This window comes from Cellulomonas sp. NPDC089187, assembly GCF_040685135.1.
Classification (GTDB): Bacteria; Actinomycetota; Actinomycetes; order Actinomycetales; family Cellulomonadaceae; genus Cellulomonas.
The window spans coordinates 707,334-725,204 of the sequence record NZ_JBFBHI010000002.1; the positions used below are offsets into that span (position 1 = coordinate 707,334).

At 71.2% G+C, this 17,871-nt stretch carries 13 protein-coding genes; 9 read left to right on the forward strand and 4 right to left on the reverse strand.

Annotation, left to right across the window (positions count from 1 at the left end; genetic code table 11):
• Nucleotides 1–114: 114 nt before the first annotated feature.
• From AB0N78_RS07655 to AB0N78_RS07670, 4 genes are all read left to right on the forward strand, one after another.
• Nucleotides 115–1,500: an extracellular solute-binding protein gene (locus AB0N78_RS07655; protein ID WP_363387880.1), complete on the forward strand. Its 1,386-nt coding sequence runs from the start codon at nucleotides 115–117 to the stop codon at nucleotides 1,498–1,500.
• Nucleotides 1,497–2,240: a glycerophosphodiester phosphodiesterase family protein gene (locus tag AB0N78_RS07660; protein ID WP_363387883.1), complete on the forward strand. Its 744-nt coding sequence runs from the start codon at nucleotides 1,497–1,499 to the stop codon at nucleotides 2,238–2,240. The genes AB0N78_RS07655 and AB0N78_RS07660 overlap by 4 nt, the downstream gene beginning before the upstream one ends.
• Before the next feature lie 144 nt (nucleotides 2,241–2,384).
• The gene (gene dapA / locus AB0N78_RS07665; RefSeq protein WP_363387885.1) at nucleotides 2,385–3,311 is read left to right on the forward strand and encodes a 4-hydroxy-tetrahydrodipicolinate synthase; all 927 of its coding nucleotides are present in this window, start codon (nucleotides 2,385–2,387) and stop codon (nucleotides 3,309–3,311) included.
• A gap of 11 nt (nucleotides 3,312–3,322) precedes the next feature.
• Nucleotides 3,323–5,008: a ribonuclease J gene (locus AB0N78_RS07670; RefSeq protein WP_363387888.1), complete on the forward strand. Its 1,686-nt coding sequence runs from the start codon at nucleotides 3,323–3,325 to the stop codon at nucleotides 5,006–5,008.
• A 52-nt stretch (nucleotides 5,009–5,060) separates the two neighbouring features.
• On the opposite strand, the gene AB0N78_RS07675 is transcribed toward AB0N78_RS07670, so the two are convergent.
• Both AB0N78_RS07675 and AB0N78_RS07680 read right to left on the reverse strand, forming a co-directional pair.
• Nucleotides 5,061–5,768 (reverse strand): DUF981 family protein, encoded by a 708-nt coding sequence (locus AB0N78_RS07675; RefSeq protein WP_363387891.1) that lies wholly within the window; start codon nucleotides 5,766–5,768, stop codon nucleotides 5,061–5,063.
• 56 nt (nucleotides 5,769–5,824) lie between these two features.
• Nucleotides 5,825–6,988 carry a crosslink repair DNA glycosylase YcaQ family protein gene (locus AB0N78_RS07680; protein ID WP_363387893.1) on the reverse strand — a complete coding sequence of 388 codons (1,164 nt, stop codon included), beginning with the start codon at nucleotides 6,986–6,988 and terminating at the stop codon, nucleotides 5,825–5,827.
• Nucleotides 6,989–7,072: 84 nt separating this feature from the next.
• On the opposite strand from AB0N78_RS07680, the gene AB0N78_RS07685 reads away from it, so the two are divergent.
• The 4 genes from AB0N78_RS07685 to AB0N78_RS07700 all read left to right on the forward strand — a co-directional run bounded on the left by AB0N78_RS07685 (nucleotide 7,073) and on the right by AB0N78_RS07700 (nucleotide 11,675).
• Nucleotides 7,073–9,763 (forward strand): DNA translocase FtsK 4TM domain-containing protein, encoded by a 2,691-nt coding sequence (locus tag AB0N78_RS07685; protein ID WP_363387896.1) that lies wholly within the window; start codon nucleotides 7,073–7,075, stop codon nucleotides 9,761–9,763.
• 41 nt (nucleotides 9,764–9,804) lie between these two features.
• A complete protein-coding gene (gene pgsA / locus AB0N78_RS07690; protein ID WP_363387899.1) occupies nucleotides 9,805–10,455 on the forward strand; it encodes a CDP-diacylglycerol--glycerol-3-phosphate 3-phosphatidyltransferase in 651 nt (216 codons plus the stop codon).
• A gap of 51 nt (nucleotides 10,456–10,506) precedes the next feature.
• On the forward strand, nucleotides 10,507–10,998 hold the full coding sequence (locus tag AB0N78_RS07695; protein WP_363387902.1) for a CinA family protein: 492 nt from the start codon (nucleotides 10,507–10,509) through the stop codon (nucleotides 10,996–10,998).
• Nucleotides 10,999–11,339: 341 nt separating this feature from the next.
• Complete coding sequence (locus AB0N78_RS07700) at nucleotides 11,340–11,675, forward strand: helix-turn-helix transcriptional regulator (RefSeq protein ID WP_363387904.1); 336 nt, start codon at nucleotides 11,340–11,342, stop codon at nucleotides 11,673–11,675.
• 84 nt (nucleotides 11,676–11,759) lie between these two features.
• On the opposite strand, the gene AB0N78_RS07705 is transcribed toward AB0N78_RS07700, so the two are convergent.
• Nucleotides 11,760–12,572 carry a DNA-formamidopyrimidine glycosylase family protein gene (locus AB0N78_RS07705; RefSeq protein WP_363387907.1) on the reverse strand — a complete coding sequence of 271 codons (813 nt, stop codon included), beginning with the start codon at nucleotides 12,570–12,572 and terminating at the stop codon, nucleotides 11,760–11,762.
• Nucleotides 12,573–12,578: 6 nt separating this feature from the next.
• Nucleotides 12,579–17,546 carry an ATP-dependent helicase gene (locus AB0N78_RS07710; protein WP_363387910.1) on the reverse strand — a complete coding sequence of 1,656 codons (4,968 nt, stop codon included), beginning with the start codon at nucleotides 17,544–17,546 and terminating at the stop codon, nucleotides 12,579–12,581.
• An 86-nt stretch (nucleotides 17,547–17,632) separates the two neighbouring features.
• Between AB0N78_RS07710 and AB0N78_RS07715 the strand changes: the two genes are divergently transcribed.
• Nucleotides 17,633–17,866: a DUF3046 domain-containing protein gene (locus AB0N78_RS07715; protein ID WP_363387912.1), complete on the forward strand. Its 234-nt coding sequence runs from the start codon at nucleotides 17,633–17,635 to the stop codon at nucleotides 17,864–17,866.
• The last annotated feature ends 5 nt before the right edge of the window (nucleotides 17,867–17,871 follow it).

Genomic DNA, 17,871 nt, shown 5'->3' on the forward strand with positions numbered 1-17,871 from the left:
GGCACGCGCCCCGTCGACCCCCCGTCACCCCTGAACTCCCGGGCGTCCCCTGCACGGCCCGGGTCACCCCCGCGCGCCCGAATCGACGGGCGCACGACCCGAAGGAGCACACCCGTGTCCCACGCCTTGCCTGGACGTCGCCCCCGCGGCGTCGTCCTCGCCGGAGCTTTCTCCGCCGTCGCCGCCCTCGCCCTCACCGCCTGCGGTGGGCCGGCGGTCGGTGGCACCAGCTCCGATGCCAGCGCCTCCGCCCAGAGCACCGACTGGTCCCAGGTCGAGCCCGCTGACGAGATCACCTTCTGGTCCAACCACCCGGGCCAGTCCCAGGAGGTCGAGCAGGAGCTGATCGACCAGTTCACCGCGGAGTCGGGGATCAAGGTCAACCTGGTCACCGCCGGGGCCAACTACGACGAGGTCGCCCAGCGCTTCCAGGCCGCCTCCCAGTCCGACGAGATGCCCGATGCAGTGATCGCCTCCGACGTGTGGTGGTTCCGCTACCACCTGAACGACCAGATCATGCCGCTGGACGGCGTGCTCGACTACCTCGAGGCCGACGCCGACGACTTCCAGCCCGCGCTCTATGGCGACTACGAGTACGAGGACCAGCACTGGGCGGTGCCGTACGCCCGCTCGACGCCGCTGTTCTACTACAACAAGGACATGTGGACCGCCGCCGGGCTGCCGGACCGGGGCCCCGAGACCTGGGCGGAGCTCCAGGACTGGAGCACCCAGCTGGCCGCGCAGGTGCCGGACGGGGGCAGCCCCTTCGGTCTGTCCACCGGGCCCTCCTGGGGTGCCTGGTGGTTCGAGAACATGATCTGGGGTCAGGGCGGGGAGTACTCCGACGGCTTCGAGGTCACCCTGGACACGGAGGAGGCCGTGGCAGGTGGGCAGTTCCTGTCCGACCTGTTCCACGGGGTCGACGGGGTGAACAACGGGGCGCCGGTCGCCACCGTGTCGGCCACCGACTCGATGGCGGACTTCTCCAGCGGCCTGATCGCCTCGACCATCGGCTCCACTGGCTCGCTGAAGGGCGCGCTGGACTCGGCCTCCTTTGAGGTCGGCACCGCGTTCCTGCCCGACGGTCCCGATGGTGGCGGTTCGCCCACTGGTGGCACCGGCGTGGCGATCTCCTCCTCCTCGACGCCGGAGAAGCAGCTGGCCGCGGCGATGTTCCTGGAGTTCCTCACAAACACGGACAACACCGCGACGTTCTCTCAGGCCACCGGGTACATGCCGGTGCGTACCTCGGCGGTCGAATCCGACACCATGCAGGCCGTCTATGAGCAGTTCCCGCAGTTCCGCACCGCGGTCGACCAGTTGGGGGAGAAGGCTCGCTCGCAGGACTACATCCGGGTGTTCGTACCGGGTGCGGACGCCTTGCTGAACACGGCGATCGAGCAGATCGTGTTGGAGGGGACCGATCCGGCCGAGGCCTTCGACTCGATCACCCCGCAGCTGGAGACCGCCTACCGCGAGAACGTGGAGCCCTACCTGTGAGTCAGACCCCGACCGTCATCGCCCACCGCGGGAACTCCTCCGTGGCACCCCAGAACACGCTGGCAGCCTTCGAGGCGGCGTGGCGGTCGGGGGCCGGCAGCATCGAACTCGACGTCCAGCTCACCGCCGACGGCCAGGTCGTGATCATCCACGACGACACCGCCGACGCCACCACGGACGGGACGGGTCCGATCAGCGCGATGGACCTGGCCAGAGTGCGGCAGTTGGACGCCGGATCGTGGTTCTCCCCGGCGTACGCCGGTCAGCGGGTCCCGACCCTGGCCGAGGTGGTGGACTTTCTGCTCCGCCGCCCGGACATCGACCTGCTGCTGGAGATCAAGGGCTCCTGGACGGTGGAGCAGGTCCGCCTGGTCACCGATCCGCTGGCGGACGCCGGGCTGTTCGACCGGGTCATCGGCCAGAGCTTCTGGCCGGAGACGGTGGCGGCGCTGGCCGAGGCCGCCCCGTCGCTGCGCCGGGGGCTGCTGGTCTTCGGGGTGGAGTCCGTGGATCAGCTGCTCGACCAGTGCGCCGCGCTCGGCGTGGTGACCTGCAACCCGGCCGGACCACTGCTGGTGCAGTACCCGGATCTGGTGGAGCGGCTGCACGGGGCCGGGCTGCAGACGATGGTCTGGACCCTGGACGAGCCCGAGCACTGGGCCCAAGCTCGCACGCTCGGCGTCGATGCGATCATCACCGACCGTCCCGATCGTCTGCTGGGCTACCTGGCCGCGCCCTGACCGATCCGCCGCGCGCGAGTTCGGTGCTCCGGTGCCGAGTTCGGGGGCGCCGGTGCGTACGTGAGCGCCGGAGCACCGAACTCGGCACCGGGTTCGCACCACCGCGGGCCTCCAGTAGGGGCACGGAGCGGTACGGTGGGGGCCATGTCCGTCACGCCTTCTCGTCCGTTCGGAGCGGTGCTCACCGCGATGGTCACCCCGATGACCGAGGACGGGAAGCTCGATCTGGACGCGGCCGCTGCGCTGGCGACGCATCTGGTCGACCACGGGCACGACGGTCTGGTGCTGAACGGCACCACCGGTGAGGCACCCACCACGCACGCCCCGGAGAAGGCCGATCTGATCCGGGTTGTGGTTGACGCGGTGGGCGACCGCGCCAGTGTGGTCGCCGGTGCCGGATCGAATGACACCCTGCACGCGGTGCGGATGGCCGAGCAGGCCGCCGAGGCCGGTGCCGACGGGTTGCTGGTCGTCGCCCCGTACTACTCCCGCCCGAGCCAGGAGGGCGTGATCCGGCACATCTCGGCGGTGGCCGACGCCACCGACCGCCCGGTGATGCTCTACGACGTGCCGGGCCGCACCGGCGTCCGCCTGGCCCCGTCGACCATCGACGCGCTGGCCGCCCACGACCGGGTGGTGGCCATGAAGGACGCCACCGGTGACGTCTACGCCGCCGCCACCGCTGCCGCCCGCACCGGGCTGGCCTGGTACTCCGGCGATGACAGCCTGTTGCTGCCGTTCCTGGCGCATGGTGCCGTCGGCATCGTCAGTGTGGCCGGGCACGTAGTCGGTGACCAGCTGGCCGCGATCATCGCGGCACACGACGCGGGGGACCACACCCGCGCACTCCAGATCTTCCTGTCGATCGCACCGGCGGTCGACGCGTTGAACGGCCGGGGGTTCCAGGCAGTGGCCGCGAAGGCCGCCGTGCAGGCGCTCGGTCTGATCCCATCCCGCCATCTGCGGTTGCCGTTGGTCGCCGCGTCCGACGCTGAGGTCCAGGAGGTACGCGCGGGATTGCGCGCCGCCGGGATCGACGTGGACGCCCCGGCGCGGGCACTGCAGCACTGACCAGGAGAAGCATGTCCCATCCCCACCCCGATCTGACGCTGCCCCCGACCCTCGCGAAGGGAGCGCTGCGGATCGTCGCCCTCGGCGGTCTCGGTGAGGTCGGTCGGAACATGGCCGTGCTGGAGTACGACGGTCGCCTGCTGATCATCGACTGCGGTGTCCTGTTCCCCGAGGACCACCAGCCCGGCGTCGACCTGATCCTGCCGGACTTCGAGTACATCAAGGACCGGATGCACCTGGTCGACGGGATCGTGCTGACCCACGGTCACGAGGACCACATCGGCGCGGTGCCCTACCTGCTGCGGCTGCGCTCGGACATCCCGCTGATCGGCTCGCAGCTCACCCTCGCGTTCGTCGAGGCCAAGCTCAAGGAGCATCGGATCACCCCGCTGACCCTGGCGGTCAAGGAGGGGCAGACCGAGCAGATCGGCGCGTTCTCCTGCGAATTCGTCGCGGTCAACCACTCGATCCCGGATGCGCTGGCCGTGGCGGTCACCACCGGGGCGGGCACGGTCCTGCACACCGGTGACTTCAAGATGGACCAGCTGCCGTTGGACGGTCGGATCACCGATCTGCGCGCCTTCGCCCGGCTGGGGGAGAAGGGCGTCGACCTGTTCATGGTCGACTCCACCAACGCCGAGGTGCCGGGCTTCGTCACCCCGGAGCGGGAGATCGGCCCGGTGCTGGACTCGGTGTTCGCCGAGTCCACCCGCCGAATCGTGGTGGCCTCGTTCAGCTCGCATGTGCACCGGGTGCAGCAGGTGTTGGACGCCGCGCACGCCCACGGTCGCAAGGTCGCGCTGGTCGGCCGCTCGATGGTGCGCAACATGACCATCGCCGCCGAGCTGGGCTACCTCAAGGTTCCGGCGGGCATCCTGGTGGACGCCAAGCGGATCGATGACGTGCGCGACGACGAGCTGGTGCTGATGTGCACCGGCTCGCAGGGTGAGCCGATGGCTGCGCTGAGTCGGATCGCCAACAACGACCACAAGATCTCGGTGGGCCCCGGTGACACCGTGATCCTGGCCAGCTCGCTGATCCCGGGCAATGAGAACGCGGTCTTCCGGGTGATCAACGGCCTGACCCGGCTGGGTGCCCGCGTGGTGCACTCCGGTAACGCCAAGGTGCACGTCTCCGGGCACGCGTCGGCCGGTGAACTGCTCTACTGCTACAACATCCTGCGTCCCAAGAACGTGATGCCGGTGCACGGTGAGGTCCGGCACCTGGTGGCCAACGGTGCCCTCGCGGTGAAGTCCGGCGTTCCGGCCGACCGCGTGGTGCTGGCTGAGGACGGTGTGGTGATCGACCTGGTGGACGGGAAGGCCTCCGTGGTCGGTGCCGTGCCCTGTGGCTATGTCTACGTCGACGGGTCGAGCGTCGGGTCGATCACCGAGGCCGAGCTCAAGGACCGTCGCATCCTCGGCGACGAGGGCTTCATCTCGATCTTCGCGGTGGTGTCCTCCGCGGACGGGACGGTGCTGGCCCCGCCGCAGATCCAGGCCCGGGGCTTCGCCGAGGACGACGCCGTCTTCCAGACGATCCTGCCCGAGGTGACCGCCGCGCTGGAGGAGGCGCTGCGCGGTGGCGCGGTGGACACCCACCAGCTGCAGCAGATCATGCGCCGGGTGGTCGGACGCTGGGTGTCGAACCGGCTGCGTCGCCGACCGATGATCCTGCCGGTGGTCGTCGAGGCCTGAGTGACATGACGAAGCCCCCGGGGAATTCGTTCCCCGGGGGCTTCGGTCGTGTTCAGCCCATCGTGTTGACGATGAGCCCGATGTGGGTGAAGTAGTTCAGCGCGCCGAACAGCAGGAAGGCCAGACCGGCCAGCCCCCACACCACCCCGATCACGCGGTGCACCCAGCGGCGAGGCTTGGCCAGGGCGACCGGGAACAGCACCGCGCCGACCCCGACCAGCACGTACAGGCCGGAGATGAAGACCGCCTCGATCATCGGGTAGTCGGCGAACTCACCGCTGATCGGCTCTTCCGGGGGAGCGGCGAACAACTCGTACCCGACCCCGGCGGCGGCGATGGCGAAGCACGCCAGGCCCAGTCCGAGGATCAGCACGGACATCGGACCGGCGGTGCGACGCAGCACGGCCAGCGGCTCCGGGGCGTCCAGTGCGGCGCGTCCGCGCTTCCACAGCCAGAACGCCGCGGCCAGCAGCAGCACGCCGAAGCCGAGCGCCGGCTCACCGAAGATCACGTTGTCGAAGGGGAACCCGCCCGCGGCCAGCGGCCAGGTCAGGGTCATGTGCAGTCCGGTCGTGGTGAGCAGGACACCGAGTACGCCGAAGGCGAGCGCCCAGCCCTCGACCGCGACCTCCTTGGGACGGTGCAGCACCGCCCGGCCCAGTCCGACCACCAGCAGGAGTCCGGCTCCGGCGGCGACGGACATGATCGTGTTGTACGTGGGCATCTGCGCCCAATCGATCACCAATGCTTCAGTTGCCATATACAGACACTCTCACAGGACTTACGTCCCGGGCACACAGGAAGCTGTCTCGTCAGTCACTCTGCGAGTGTCAAGCCACGGTGCCGGGCCAGCAGCCTGGCCTGGGCGCGCACCCGTGCGGTGACGGACCGGCCCCAGGGTCCCCACGCGTCGGTGCGCACCTGGAGCTTCTTGCCGGTGGCACGTGGACGCCACACCCCGACCGGTGCGCCGTCCACCAGCACCGCGCCGGGGCGACCGAGCACGGGCCACAGCTCCTTGCGTCGCTCGGGATCGGGGACCAGGAGCTCACGGTCGCGGACCTGGAGCATCAGGTCATGGGGGCCGACCAGGCGCACCACGGGGCTGTCCCCAGGCTCCACGGCTCCCTCCAACGCGTCGAGGTCGGTGGACAACACCCAGGCGGGGGAGGCCTCGGCGTTCTCGTCCACGACCACCACCTGCACGGCGTCCGCCGGCCAACGACCCCGCACATCGCGCACCGGGGCGTCCAGATACGCCGCCACATGTTCGGGGGTGGTCGGCCCCAACAGGTGTACCCCGGCGCGGACCAGATCGAGTCGGGCGTCCGGCACCCACGGGTCGGGCACCGGCGGCGCGTTCAACTCCGGCGCGTCGATGTCCCAGTCCGGCACCCGGCGCAGCACTGGCGGTGAGGTCTGCGGGGTCAGCTCCAGCCCGGCGTGCAGCGCGGCGATCCGGAACGGCTGCTCATAGGTGTGTCTCGCCCCGCAGCTGCGGCACCAGCGCAGGTACGGCTCCGGCAGTGCGGAACTCAGCGCGGTGGACAGATCACCCTTGGGCAGCGGGTCCACCACCAGCTCGCGCATCAGGGACGCCACCCGGGTCAGCGCCTCGACGGCGGGGATACCGGCCTGCTTCAGCGGGCGGTTCGCGTCAAAGATCCGCTTGCCCGCATCCGCCTCGGAGAACGGCCGGGTGGCCAGCTCCACGGCCGGCAGATCGACGCGTCGGTAGGCATGGGGCGCGCCCCGGACCGTCCAGGCCAGCGCCAGCTGCCCGCCCCAGGCCGCCGGATCGTCGTGGATCGGCACACCACGGTTCACCAGCGCCCAGGTGTGGGCGGACTGCCCCGTCGCCTGCACCCCCAGATCGAGCACCGCCGCATCCGTCAGCGCGCGGTCCGGCACCGACTCGCGGTCGAGCTGCTGGACCCGGGCCCGGAACCGGAGCGCCTGTGCCCTGGTCACCGTCGTCATCGGCCCACTCTGGCACGTCTCGACACGCCCCCGCGATCGGCCAGATCCCCGGCCACGCGCGGCCTGACAGTTACCGTGGATCTCATGTCCCCGCGTGCCTCCAGCCCCGCCACCCGCTCGACCGGTGGTGCCAAGGGTGCCGCGGCCAAGAACGCCACCAACCGAGGACGGGGCAGTGGCAGTTCCGCCGCCGCACCCGCCGAGCGTCGACCCGCCCTCCCGTTGCGGATGATCCGCGGCACCTGGATGGGGATCGCGCACATGATCGGTGGCGGTGCGCGCAAGGTGGGCAGCGGGGCCCGTGATCTTGACCCCGCGTTGCGTCGGGATGGTGCTGCGCTGCTGCTGCTGGCGCTCGCGGTCGTCGTCGCGGTCCGCGAGTGGTGGGGGCTGGACGGGATGGCCGCCGACGCGGTGCACGTGGTCTCCGCCGGCACCTTCGGTCGGGTCGCGGTCGCACTGCCGGTCGCCCTGGTGGCGGTGGCGGTGCGGCTGATGCGGCACCCGGACCGCAACGGGGCGAATGGCCGGATCACCATCGGACTGACCGCCATCACCCTGGCCGCCTGCGGACTGGTGCACATCTCCGCCGATCTGCCCGCCCCCGCCGGTGGCTTCGAGGCGGTGCGCGACGCCGGAGGCATCATCGGCTACCTGGTCGGTGCCCCGCTGGTCGCCCTGATCACGGCCTGGGCCGCGGTGCCGGTGTTGGTGTTGCTGGCGTTCTTCGGGGTCCTGGTGGTCACCGCGACCCCGGTGAACCAGATTGTGCCGCGGTTGCGCGCTGTCTACGACCGTCTGACCGGCAACCACCGCGAGGAGGAGGTCGAGGACGACGACGCCCCGTTGGTGATCAACGCCGGGCATACCGCCTTCGATGAGGAGCCGGTCAAGGAGAAGAAGCGACTGTTCGGCCGGCGTCGCAAGGACCGCGAGCGCGACGACGACACCCGCCTGCTGGACGAGTACGAGGCGGACGAGGCCTTCACCCGTGCGGCTGCCGTCGCCCCGGCCGATGACGACGCCACGGAGATCTTCGACCCCGAGGTTGATGAGTACGAGACCGTCGAGCCCGCGCCCACCGCGCCGACCCAGGCGGTCACCGCGGTGGCACCCACGGACCCCGCTGAACCCCGGGAGCTGACCGCCCCGCCCACCACCGGCGTCCCCGCGGGCGAGCAGCCGATGCTCGAGGGCGATGTCGTCTACATCCTCCCCACCGAGGACATGCTGGCGAAGGGCGCCCCGCACAAGGTCCGCTCCGCCGCGAACGACCGGGTGGTCGAGGCGCTGACCGGTGTGCTGGACCAGTTCGGCATCGACGCCAAGGTCACAGGGTTCACCCGCGGCCCGACGGTCACCCGCTACGAGGTCGAGCTGGGCAAGGGCGTCAAGGTCGAGCGGGTCACCGCGCTGAGCAAGAACATCGCCTATGCGGTGGCCAGCGCCGACGTGCGCATCCTGTCGCCGATCCCCGGCAAGTCCGCGATCGGTATCGAGATTCCGAACACCGACCGCGAGACCGTGTCGCTGGGCGACGTGCTGCGCTCCTCGGTGGCCCGGCGCAGCGACCACCCGATGGTGATCGGCGTCGGCAAGGACGTCGAGGGTGGCTACGTCACCGCGAACCTGGCCAAGATGCCGCACATGCTGGTCGCCGGTGCCACCGGTGCCGGTAAGTCGAGCTTTGTGAACTCGATGATCGTCTCGATCCTGATGCGGGCCACCCCGGATCAGGTCCGGATGGTGCTGGTCGACCCCAAGCGCGTCGAGCTGACCATCTACGAGGGCATCCCGCACTTGATCACCCCGATCATCACCAACCCCAAGAAGGCTGCGGAGGCCCTGGAATGGGTGGTGCGGGAGATGGAGGCGCGTTACGACGACCTGGCGATGTTCGGTTTCAAGCACATCGACGACTTCAACGCCGCCGTGCGCGCGGGCAAGGTGAAGCCGCTGCCGGGCTCCGAGCGCAAGATCGCCACCTACCCGTACCTGCTGGTGATCGTGGACGAGCTGGCTGACCTGATGATGGTCGCTCCGCGCGACGTGGAGGCCTCGATCCAGCGCATCACCCAGCTGGCCCGTGCTGCCGGTATCCACCTCGTGCTCGCGACCCAGCGTCCGTCGGTGGATGTGGTCACCGGTCTGATCAAGGCGAATGTCCCGTCCCGACTGGCCTTCGCCACCTCCTCACTGACCGACTCGCGTGTGGTGCTCGACCAGCCCGGTGCGGAGAAGCTGATCGGCCAGGGTGACGCGCTCTTCCTGCCGATGGGTGCCGCCAAGCCGATGCGTACCCAGGGTGCGTGGGTGGCCGAGTCGGAGATCCACGCTGTTGTCGAGCATGTGAAGCAGCAGCTCAAGCCGAACTACCGGGATGACGTCACCGTGGTGGCGGCCAAGAAGCAGGTCGACGAGGACATCGGCGACGACCTCGACCTGCTGTTGCAGGCGGCGGAGCTGGTGGTGACCAGTCAGTTCGGCTCGACGTCGATGCTGCAGCGCAAGTTGCGGGTCGGATTCGCCAAGGCCGGGCGTCTGATGGATCTGTTGGAGTCTCGGGAGATCGTCGGGCCGTCCGAGGGGTCCAAGGCGCGCGAGGTGCTGGTGCAACCGGACGACCTGCCCGGCACCCTGGCGATGCTGCGCGGCGAGGACGGCCCGGTGGAGTCCACCGCCGGTGGCGACCGCTATGCCGCGCCAGCCGGTCAGATGCCCGGTGAGCCGCCGGAGGCTGTCGACTACTACGACGACGCGGACGACCTGCGCTGACCGTGAGAATCGACCGCCCCGCTGGCACGTACTCTGGTCCGGTGGTGGACCACCGACCCCCCGTGCTCAATGTCGCGAACGTGCTGACGGTGCTGCGCATCGTCGTCGTGCCGTTCTTCGGCTGGGCCCTGGTGGTGGACGGTGGTGAGTCGGTCACCTGGCGTCTGGTGGCCACCGGTCTGTTCGTGTTGGCGGCGATCACCGACCAGGTCGACGGTCATCTGGCCCGCCGGATGGATCTGATCACCGACCTCGGCAAGCTGCTGGACCCGATCGCGGACAAGCTGTTGGTCGGTGCGGCGCTGGTGCTGCTGGCGGTGCTAGGCGAACTGCCCTGGTGGGTCCCGGCGGTGATCCTGGCCCGCGAGCTCGGCATCACCGTGATGCGGTTCTTCCTGCTCAAGTACCTGGTGTTGCCGGCCTCGCGCGGCGGCAAGATCAAGACGGTGTTGCAGATCGCGGCGCTGACGCTGTTCCTGCTCCCGCTGGACCACCTACCCGGATTCGTCGCCGTGGTGGCGTGGGTGCTGATGGTTGCCGCGGTGGTGGTCACGGTGCTGACCGGGGCTGACTACGTGCGCACTGCGGTGCGGGTGCACGGTGAGCACCGGCGCGGCCTGGCCAGCGGCAACGAGGCCACCCGGCATGCCGCAGCCACCGGCACCACCGCGCCGGACGGCCTCACCGAGTGAAGTTGCCGCACCACCCCCTGACGGTTTGGATGCAGCGCAAGGGGGAATGAGATGACGCATGAGCTGGACGACGGGACGGCGCTGGCCGCTGAACTCCTGGACCTGTTGGCGGCCCAGGACCGCACGCTGGCGGTGGCCGAATCGCTGACCGGGGGACTGGTGGCGGCCACACTGGTGGACGTGCCCGGTGCCTCGCGGGTGTTCCGTGGTGCCGTGGTGGCCTACGCCACCGACCTCAAAGCGCAGCTGCTCGGCGTCGAGCCCGCCCTGCTCGCCGACCACGGTGCGGTGCACCCGGAGGTCGCACGGCAGATGGCCCGCGGGGTGCGCGAGCGGTTGGGGGCGGATGTGGGGCTCGCCACCACCGGGGTGGCCGGACCGGACCCGCAGGACGGCCGTGCACCCGGCACGGTCTATGTCGCGGCGTCCACCCGCGACGGGGAACGGGTGCGGGAGCTGTCGGTGGACGGCGACCGGGGAGAGGTGCGCGCAGTCAGTCGTGACGCGGTGCTGGCCCTGGGGTTGGCGGTCAGCGGCGGGTAGTGCGCGGTGCCGGTGGTTCGGTGCGTGCCGACCGCTGGGCGTCCTGGGCGGTGCCTTCGAGCGGTGCCTGCGTCGGTGCGCGACGGGTGAATATGCGGTGCTCGGCGGGTGTGAGCCACGACCTGGGGAACACGGGGCGGGCCTTGGGCGTTGTGACCACCGTGATGAACACCCGGCCGAGCACCCGTCGTGACGCTGCCCCTGGGGGCGGCGACCTGTACGGTGGAAGCCTGCCCCAGCGGGGCCACCAGGGAACCGTGCTGCGGAACCGCCCGACCCGTCCGGGTCGACCGGTCCCGACGGTGCGGCAGGATGAACGAGGAACGAGAGGGGGACACCAGATGATCGTGTTGCGCCGTGAGATCGGTGACGTGCTGCGGGATGCCCGCCAGCGGCAGGGTCGCACCCTGCGTGAGGTGTCCTCCGCCGCCCGGGTCTCACTGGGGTATCTCAGTGAGGTCGAGCGCGGCCAGAAGGAGGCGTCGTCCGAGCTGCTCGCCAGCATCTGCGACGCCCTGGACATCCCGATGTCGCTCGTCCTGCGTGAGGTCAGTGACCGGATCGCCGTGGCCGAGGGTCTGCTGATCCCGGACACCGTGCCGGCCGACCTCACCGCCTGGGACGGCCCGGAGGGGACCTGGGGGCGGCGACGTCCCGAGCTCGCCCCGATCGGCTGAACCCGGTCGGCAGGTCGACCACCAGAACCTCGAACAGCCCCGCGATGCCACCGCGTCGCGGGGCTGTTCGCTGTCTGCGCTGAGCTAGACCGTGGTGGACGTTGGTGCGGGCTGGCAGCGGGGGCACCAGAACACCGGCCGTTCCTGCGGTGGCTGCCGGGCGGTGCCACGCCGGATCGGGGTGCCGCAGCGTCGACAGGGCTCGCCCCGGCGGGAGTGCACCCAACTGCCCCGGCCCCGGGTGACGTCACCGGTGCTGGTCGGCATGGGGGTGCGCACCGAGCGTTGCATCAGCGCCCGCGCCACCCGGAGCAGCCGAATCGGGTCAGGCACCTGGTCGGCAGGCGTCCATGGCCACAGGTGATCGAGGAACTGCGACTCCGCCATGTAGATGGTGCCGATGCCAGCGACCACGGTCTGGTCCAGCAGCACCTCGCACACCGGGGTGCTGCCGCGCTCCGCCCAGCGCCGCAGCACCTCGGGTAACCCGTCGGACTCGAAGTCGTCGGCCAGGATGTCCGGCCCCAGGTGTCCGATCAGGGTGTGTTCCTGGCTGGTCGGCAGCACGTCGAGCATGCCCAGGAGCTCCCCGACGGCGGTCCAGGTCCGATTGGCCAGCACGGCCCGCACCACCGGCGAGCCCGCTGCCGCACCGGGGGAGCCGGTGCGGGCGATCCGCCAGGACCCGTCCATCCGCAGGTGGGTGTGCAGGGTGCGGCCGTCGTCGAACCGGGTCAGCAGGTGTTTGCCGTAGGGCACCGTTCCCAGCACGGTGCGGCCCACCAGATCGACCGTGGCCGCAGTGGGCCAGCGCAGATCGGCGCGTTCCAGCTCCCGTCCGGCCAACGCCTCGTCCAGCCGGGTCGCGGTCCGGCGCAGGATGTCGCCCTCAGGCACCCGGGCTCACCGTGCCCCGCGCAGGCGCAGACCCCGGGGCGTCGGCACGAATCCGGCCTCGGCCAGTGCACGGCTCAACGGGGTCGGGTCGGAGCCCGCGGCGGCGAGCAGGTCCACCCCGTCCGCGCGGACCAGCGTGATCCGGCCGAGCCGCTCCTCGCGCACTGCATCCGCCAACCGAGCGGTGGCCAGTCGGAGGGCGTCGACGTCGTCGGTGAAGGTCAGCACGGTCCGGCCACCCTTCTCCAGATAGAACGCCAACGCGCCATCGACCAGCACCACCACCGCCCCGGATTTGCGACCGGGTCGGTGGCCGGTGGCGTCCTGCGCCCAGGTGGGGGAGGACGGCCAAGCCAGCGCGGCACCGTAGGGGTTGGCGGGGTCGGTGGCGGCGAGCAGCACCACGGCGCGGTCGGCGTCGGCGGGCTGTGTGGTCTGCGTGATCTGCTCGATCCGGCGGGCCTCGCCGCGCAGCTCGTCCACCGCACCGGGCAGGGCGAACTGTGAGCCGCCGAGGTGTTCGGTGAAGTAGCCGCGGCGCACCTGCCCGGACTGTTCCAGCGCGGACAGCACGCGGTACACCCCGGCGAACTGTCGGGTGACCCCCTCCGCCGGGGCCACCGCACGGGTCAGCACCCCGTGCCGGTCGAGCAGCTGAGCGGCCAGGGCGTGCGCGCGCCGGGTCGGGTCGGTCTCCGGACGGGGCAACAGCGACCAACGGCCACCGGCATCCGGACCGGTGACCACCGGGCGGGGCGGCCGGATACCGCCGCGCAGCCCCAACGCACCGCCGTAGCGCCCGGCCGCCATCGTGCGCGCCCGCGGCGGGGCGGCCGGTGTGCGGTGGGTGGTCTTGCCCGCGCCGAGCCGGGCGCGCAACGGAGCCAGACCGTCGTTCGTCGCCAGCCCGGCCCACACCAGGTCCCATAGCGCCTCGGTGAGCGCGCTCTGGGTGGGTGGGGTCCCTTCTGGGTCCAGGAGGTCGGCGACCCGATCAGCCAGCGCCCCGAGGAAGTACGCCCCGCCTCCGGCCAACGCGGTGAGCACGGCACGATGCAGGTCGGTGTCGACGGTGCTGGGCAGCTCCTCGGGGGGCAGCGGCAGGGTGAGGTCGGCGGTGGCTGCCAGGTGCAGGCTGATCAGGCCGTCCTTGCCGGGCAGAGTGCCGTGTCCGGCCCACAGCACCTCACCCGCGGCGGTCAGCTCGTCCAGCATCGCCGGGCGGTAGTCCCGGACCCGAGCGGGCAGCACGAGCTGTTCCAGAGCGGAGGCGGGTAGCACGGCACCGGCCAGCTGCTCCACGGCACGGGCCAGGCCGTCGATGCCCCGCAGCCCCGGCGTCGAGGCACCGGCCGCCAAACCGGTGGCGTGCTGCCATGCGGGGAGGAAGCGTCCCAGTGCCTGCTGCGGCACCGGCTCGACCTCGGAGCGCAGCGCGGCCAGAGAACGCCGTCGCAGTGTGCGCAACACATCGGCGTCGCAGTACTCGTCGCCGGTGCCGCCGAGCGCGTCGGGTCGCAACCGGCCCTGCACCACCGCCCCGGTGCGTTCCAATCCGCGCAGTCCGGCCTGCACCACCGCCGTGCCCAGACCGAACCGTGCACCGACCTGGGCCGCGGTGAACGGTCCGTGGGTGCGCGCATGCCGTCGTAGGAGGTCGCCGAGCGGATCGGGCAGCACCTCGGTGAAGGCCTCCGGCACTCCCACCGGCAGCGCCACGCCCAGCGCGTCGCGCAGCCGTCCGGCATCCTCGATCGCCGCCCACTGTTCGGACTCGGCGACCCCAGACAGTCGGACCCGGATCAGCCGTCGGCGGTGTTCCAGCTCCGTCAACCACGCGGCGGCCTGGTCGCGCACGTCCTCCCGGGTCCGCGCCAGCACACCGGACAGCGGCAGAGGGCCGTGCCGCCGGACCACATCAGCCAGGCCCTCCAGGTCACGTGCCTGACGGTCCGGATGGAGCCCGCTGACCTCAGCCTCGGTGCGCTCCACCGCCTCCGGGTCGAGCAGGTCGGCGATGGCGGCGTCCCCACCACCGCCGAGCAACTCCTCCAGCAGGGCCGGGTCCAGGGTCAGCGCCGCCGCCCGCCGCTCGGCTAACGGGGCGTCCCCGTCATAGAGGAACTGGGCGGTGTAGCCGAACAACAGCGACTGGGCGAAGGGCGAAGGCCGGGTGGTGGTCACCTCGACCACGCGAATTCGACCGGCCTGCACATCGCGCATGATCTCGACCAGCGCGTCCACATCGAAGTCGTCCTGTAGACACTCCCGGACCGCCTCCAACAGGATCGGGAAGTCCGGGTAACGCGAGGCCACCGACAGCAGCTGGGCGGAGCGCTGCCGCTGCTGCCACAGGGGCTGACGCCGGTCGGGGCGTCGTCGCGGCAGCAACAGCGCACGGGCCGCGGCCTCCCGGAAGCGGGCACCGAACATCGCCGACCCGCCCAGTTCGGCGCGCACCGCGGTGGCGACCTCCTCCGGCTCGATCAGCAGGTCCTCGGTACTGACCGGGGACTCCTCGCCCCCGGGGGGTGTCGCGCCGGTGCCGAGCACGTCGTCCAAGAAGTCGCCGGAGGCGATCATGTCCGGCAGACGCAGGACGATCCCGTCGTCGGCGTGCATCGCCGCCGCGTCCACCCCGAAGCGTTCGCGCAGCCGGGCACCGACCACCAGCGCCCACGGGGCGTGCACCCGCGCCCCGTACGGCGAGTGCAGCACCACCCGCCAGTCGCCGAGCTCGTCCCGGAACCGCTCCACCACCAGGGTGGAGTCGCTGGGCAGGGCCCCGGTCGCCTCCTGCTGTTCGCGCAGATACGCCAGCAGGTTGTCACCGGCCCAGGTGTCCAGACCGGCTGCGGCGACCCGCGCACGTGCCTGCTCCTCGGGCAGCGCCACCACGTCGCGCGACCAGGCGCCCATCGCCCGGCCGAGGGTGGCGGGGCGGCCCTGAGAGTCGCCCTTCCAGAACGGGAGCCTGCCGGGTAGCCCCGGAGCAGGAGTGACCAGCACCCGGTCCGGGGTGATGTCCTCGATCCGCCAGGTACTCGACCCGAGGGTGAAGGTGTCGCCGACCCGGGACTCGTAGACCATCTCCTCATCGAGTTCGCCCACCCGTTTGCCGCCGCGCAGCTGGCCACCGGAGCGCTCGGCATCGACCGGCACATCCGCCGTGGTGGCCCCGGTGGCCAGGAAGACGCCGTACAGCCCGCGATCGGGGATGGTGCCGCCGCTGGTCACGGCCAACCGCAGCGCGCCGGGACGGGCGCTGAGCAGGTCGGCGGCACGATCCCACACGATGCGGGGGCGCAGTTCGGCGAATTCCTCCGAGGGGTAGCGCCCCGCCAGCATGTCGAGCACCGCGCGCAGGGTGCCCTCGCCCAGGGTGGCGAACGGGGCGGAGCGGTGCAGCACCGTGGCCAGATCCGCGACGGTCCAGTCCTCGGTGGCCACCATCGCCACGATCTGCTGCGCCAACACGTCCAGCGGGTTGGCCGGCACCGACACCGGCTCGATCAATCCGGCGCGCATCCGCTCGGCCGTCACCGCCGCGGGCACCAGATCGCCGCGGAACGCCGGGAAGACCACACCGTGGGAGACCGCACCGACCTGGTGCCCGGCCCGTCCGATCCGCTGCAATCCACTCGCCGCCGACGGGGGAGCACCCACCTGCACCACCAGGTCCACCGCGCCCATGTCGATGCCCAGCTCCAATGAGCTGGTCGCGACCACGGCGGGCAATCGTCCGGCCTTCAACTCCGACTCGGTGCGGGTGCGCTCGGCCCGGCTCATCGACCCGTGGTGCGCCCGGGCGATGATCTGCTCGGCCTCGCGGGTGTCCACCCCCACCGCCGCGCCGGACTGGCCCATCGCCTGGGCCGGATGTACCTCGCCGTGGTCCGCCAGATCCACGCCCTGCCGCTGGGCCCAGATCTCGTTCATTCGTGCGGTCAACCGCTCCGCCCCGCGCCGGGAGTTGGTGAACACCAGGGTGGAACGGTGTGCGGCGACCAGGTCGACCACCCGCTCCTCGACATGCGGCCAGATCGACGGGCGGCTGACCGCGCCGCCCGGACCGGCGGCCTGTCCGGTCAGATCGCGTTCACCCTCGGGCAGCGGCTGCATGCGGTCGGCGTCGGCCCCGGTGCTGCCGAGGTCCGGTGCCGTGGCCAGGTCGGCCAGATCCGGCACCGGGACGACCACGTCGACATCGATGACCTTGGTCGACGGGGGTTGCACGACGACGACCTCCCGGCCACCGTCCGCCGGCGTGCGTGCCCCGGACAGGAACCCGGCGACCCGATCGACCGGGGTCACAGTGGCGGACAGGCCGACCCGCTGCGCCGGACCAGGGCCGCCGGGACGGTCGAGCAGGGCGTCCAACCGTTCCAGCGACGCTGCCAGGTGCGCGCCGCGTTTGGTGCCCGCCACGGCGTGGATCTCATCGACGATCACAGTGCGCACCCCGGACAGCCCGGATCGGGCCGCGGAGGTCAGCACCAGGAACAGCGACTCCGGTGTGGTGATGAGGATGTCCGGCGGCTTGGTGGCGAAGGCCCGGCGCTCGGCAGGCGGCGTGTCCCCGGTACGCACACCCACGGTGACGTCGGGCAGTTCCAACCCCCGTCGGGTAGCCGCCTGCCGGATGCCGACCAGCGGTGAGCGCAGGTTGCGCTCCACATCGGTGGCCAGGGCCTTCAATGGGGAGACATAGACCACGTGGCAGCGCTGCAACGGGTCGTCCTCGGCTCCGTGCCGGCCGCTGAGGATCCCGTCCAACGCCCACAGGAAGGCAGCCAGGGTCTTACCCGAACCGGTGGGGGCGACCACCAGCGCGTGGCGTTCGGAGGAGACCGCGTCCCAGGCACCGGCCTGCGCGGCGGTGGGCTCGGCGAAGGCACCACGGAACCAGTCTTCGGTGGCGGGGGAGAACCGTCGTAGCACGTCATCGGGTGCGGGGCGGTTGCTCGGGCTCACCGGGCCATTGTGGCGTGGAGCACCGACATCCGCGCCGGGACGGGGCAGCGGGTGAGCCGCACCGGTGGGCGTGGCAGGGTGTGCGGGTGCGGTATCGGGAATTCTGGCAGCTGGTCGACGAGGTCTTCGGCAGCGCGCACGGGCGGACACTGGTCCGGGAGATGGTGCTGCCCACCCTCGGTGGTCTGACCGGCGAGCAGGCCATCGACCGGGGCGTGGAACCCCGGGACATCTGGCATGCGCTCTGTGATGAGTTGGATGTGCCCGATGCCCAGCGCTGGGGCACTGACAAGCACCGTCAGGCCCCGCCCCGTCGATGACCACC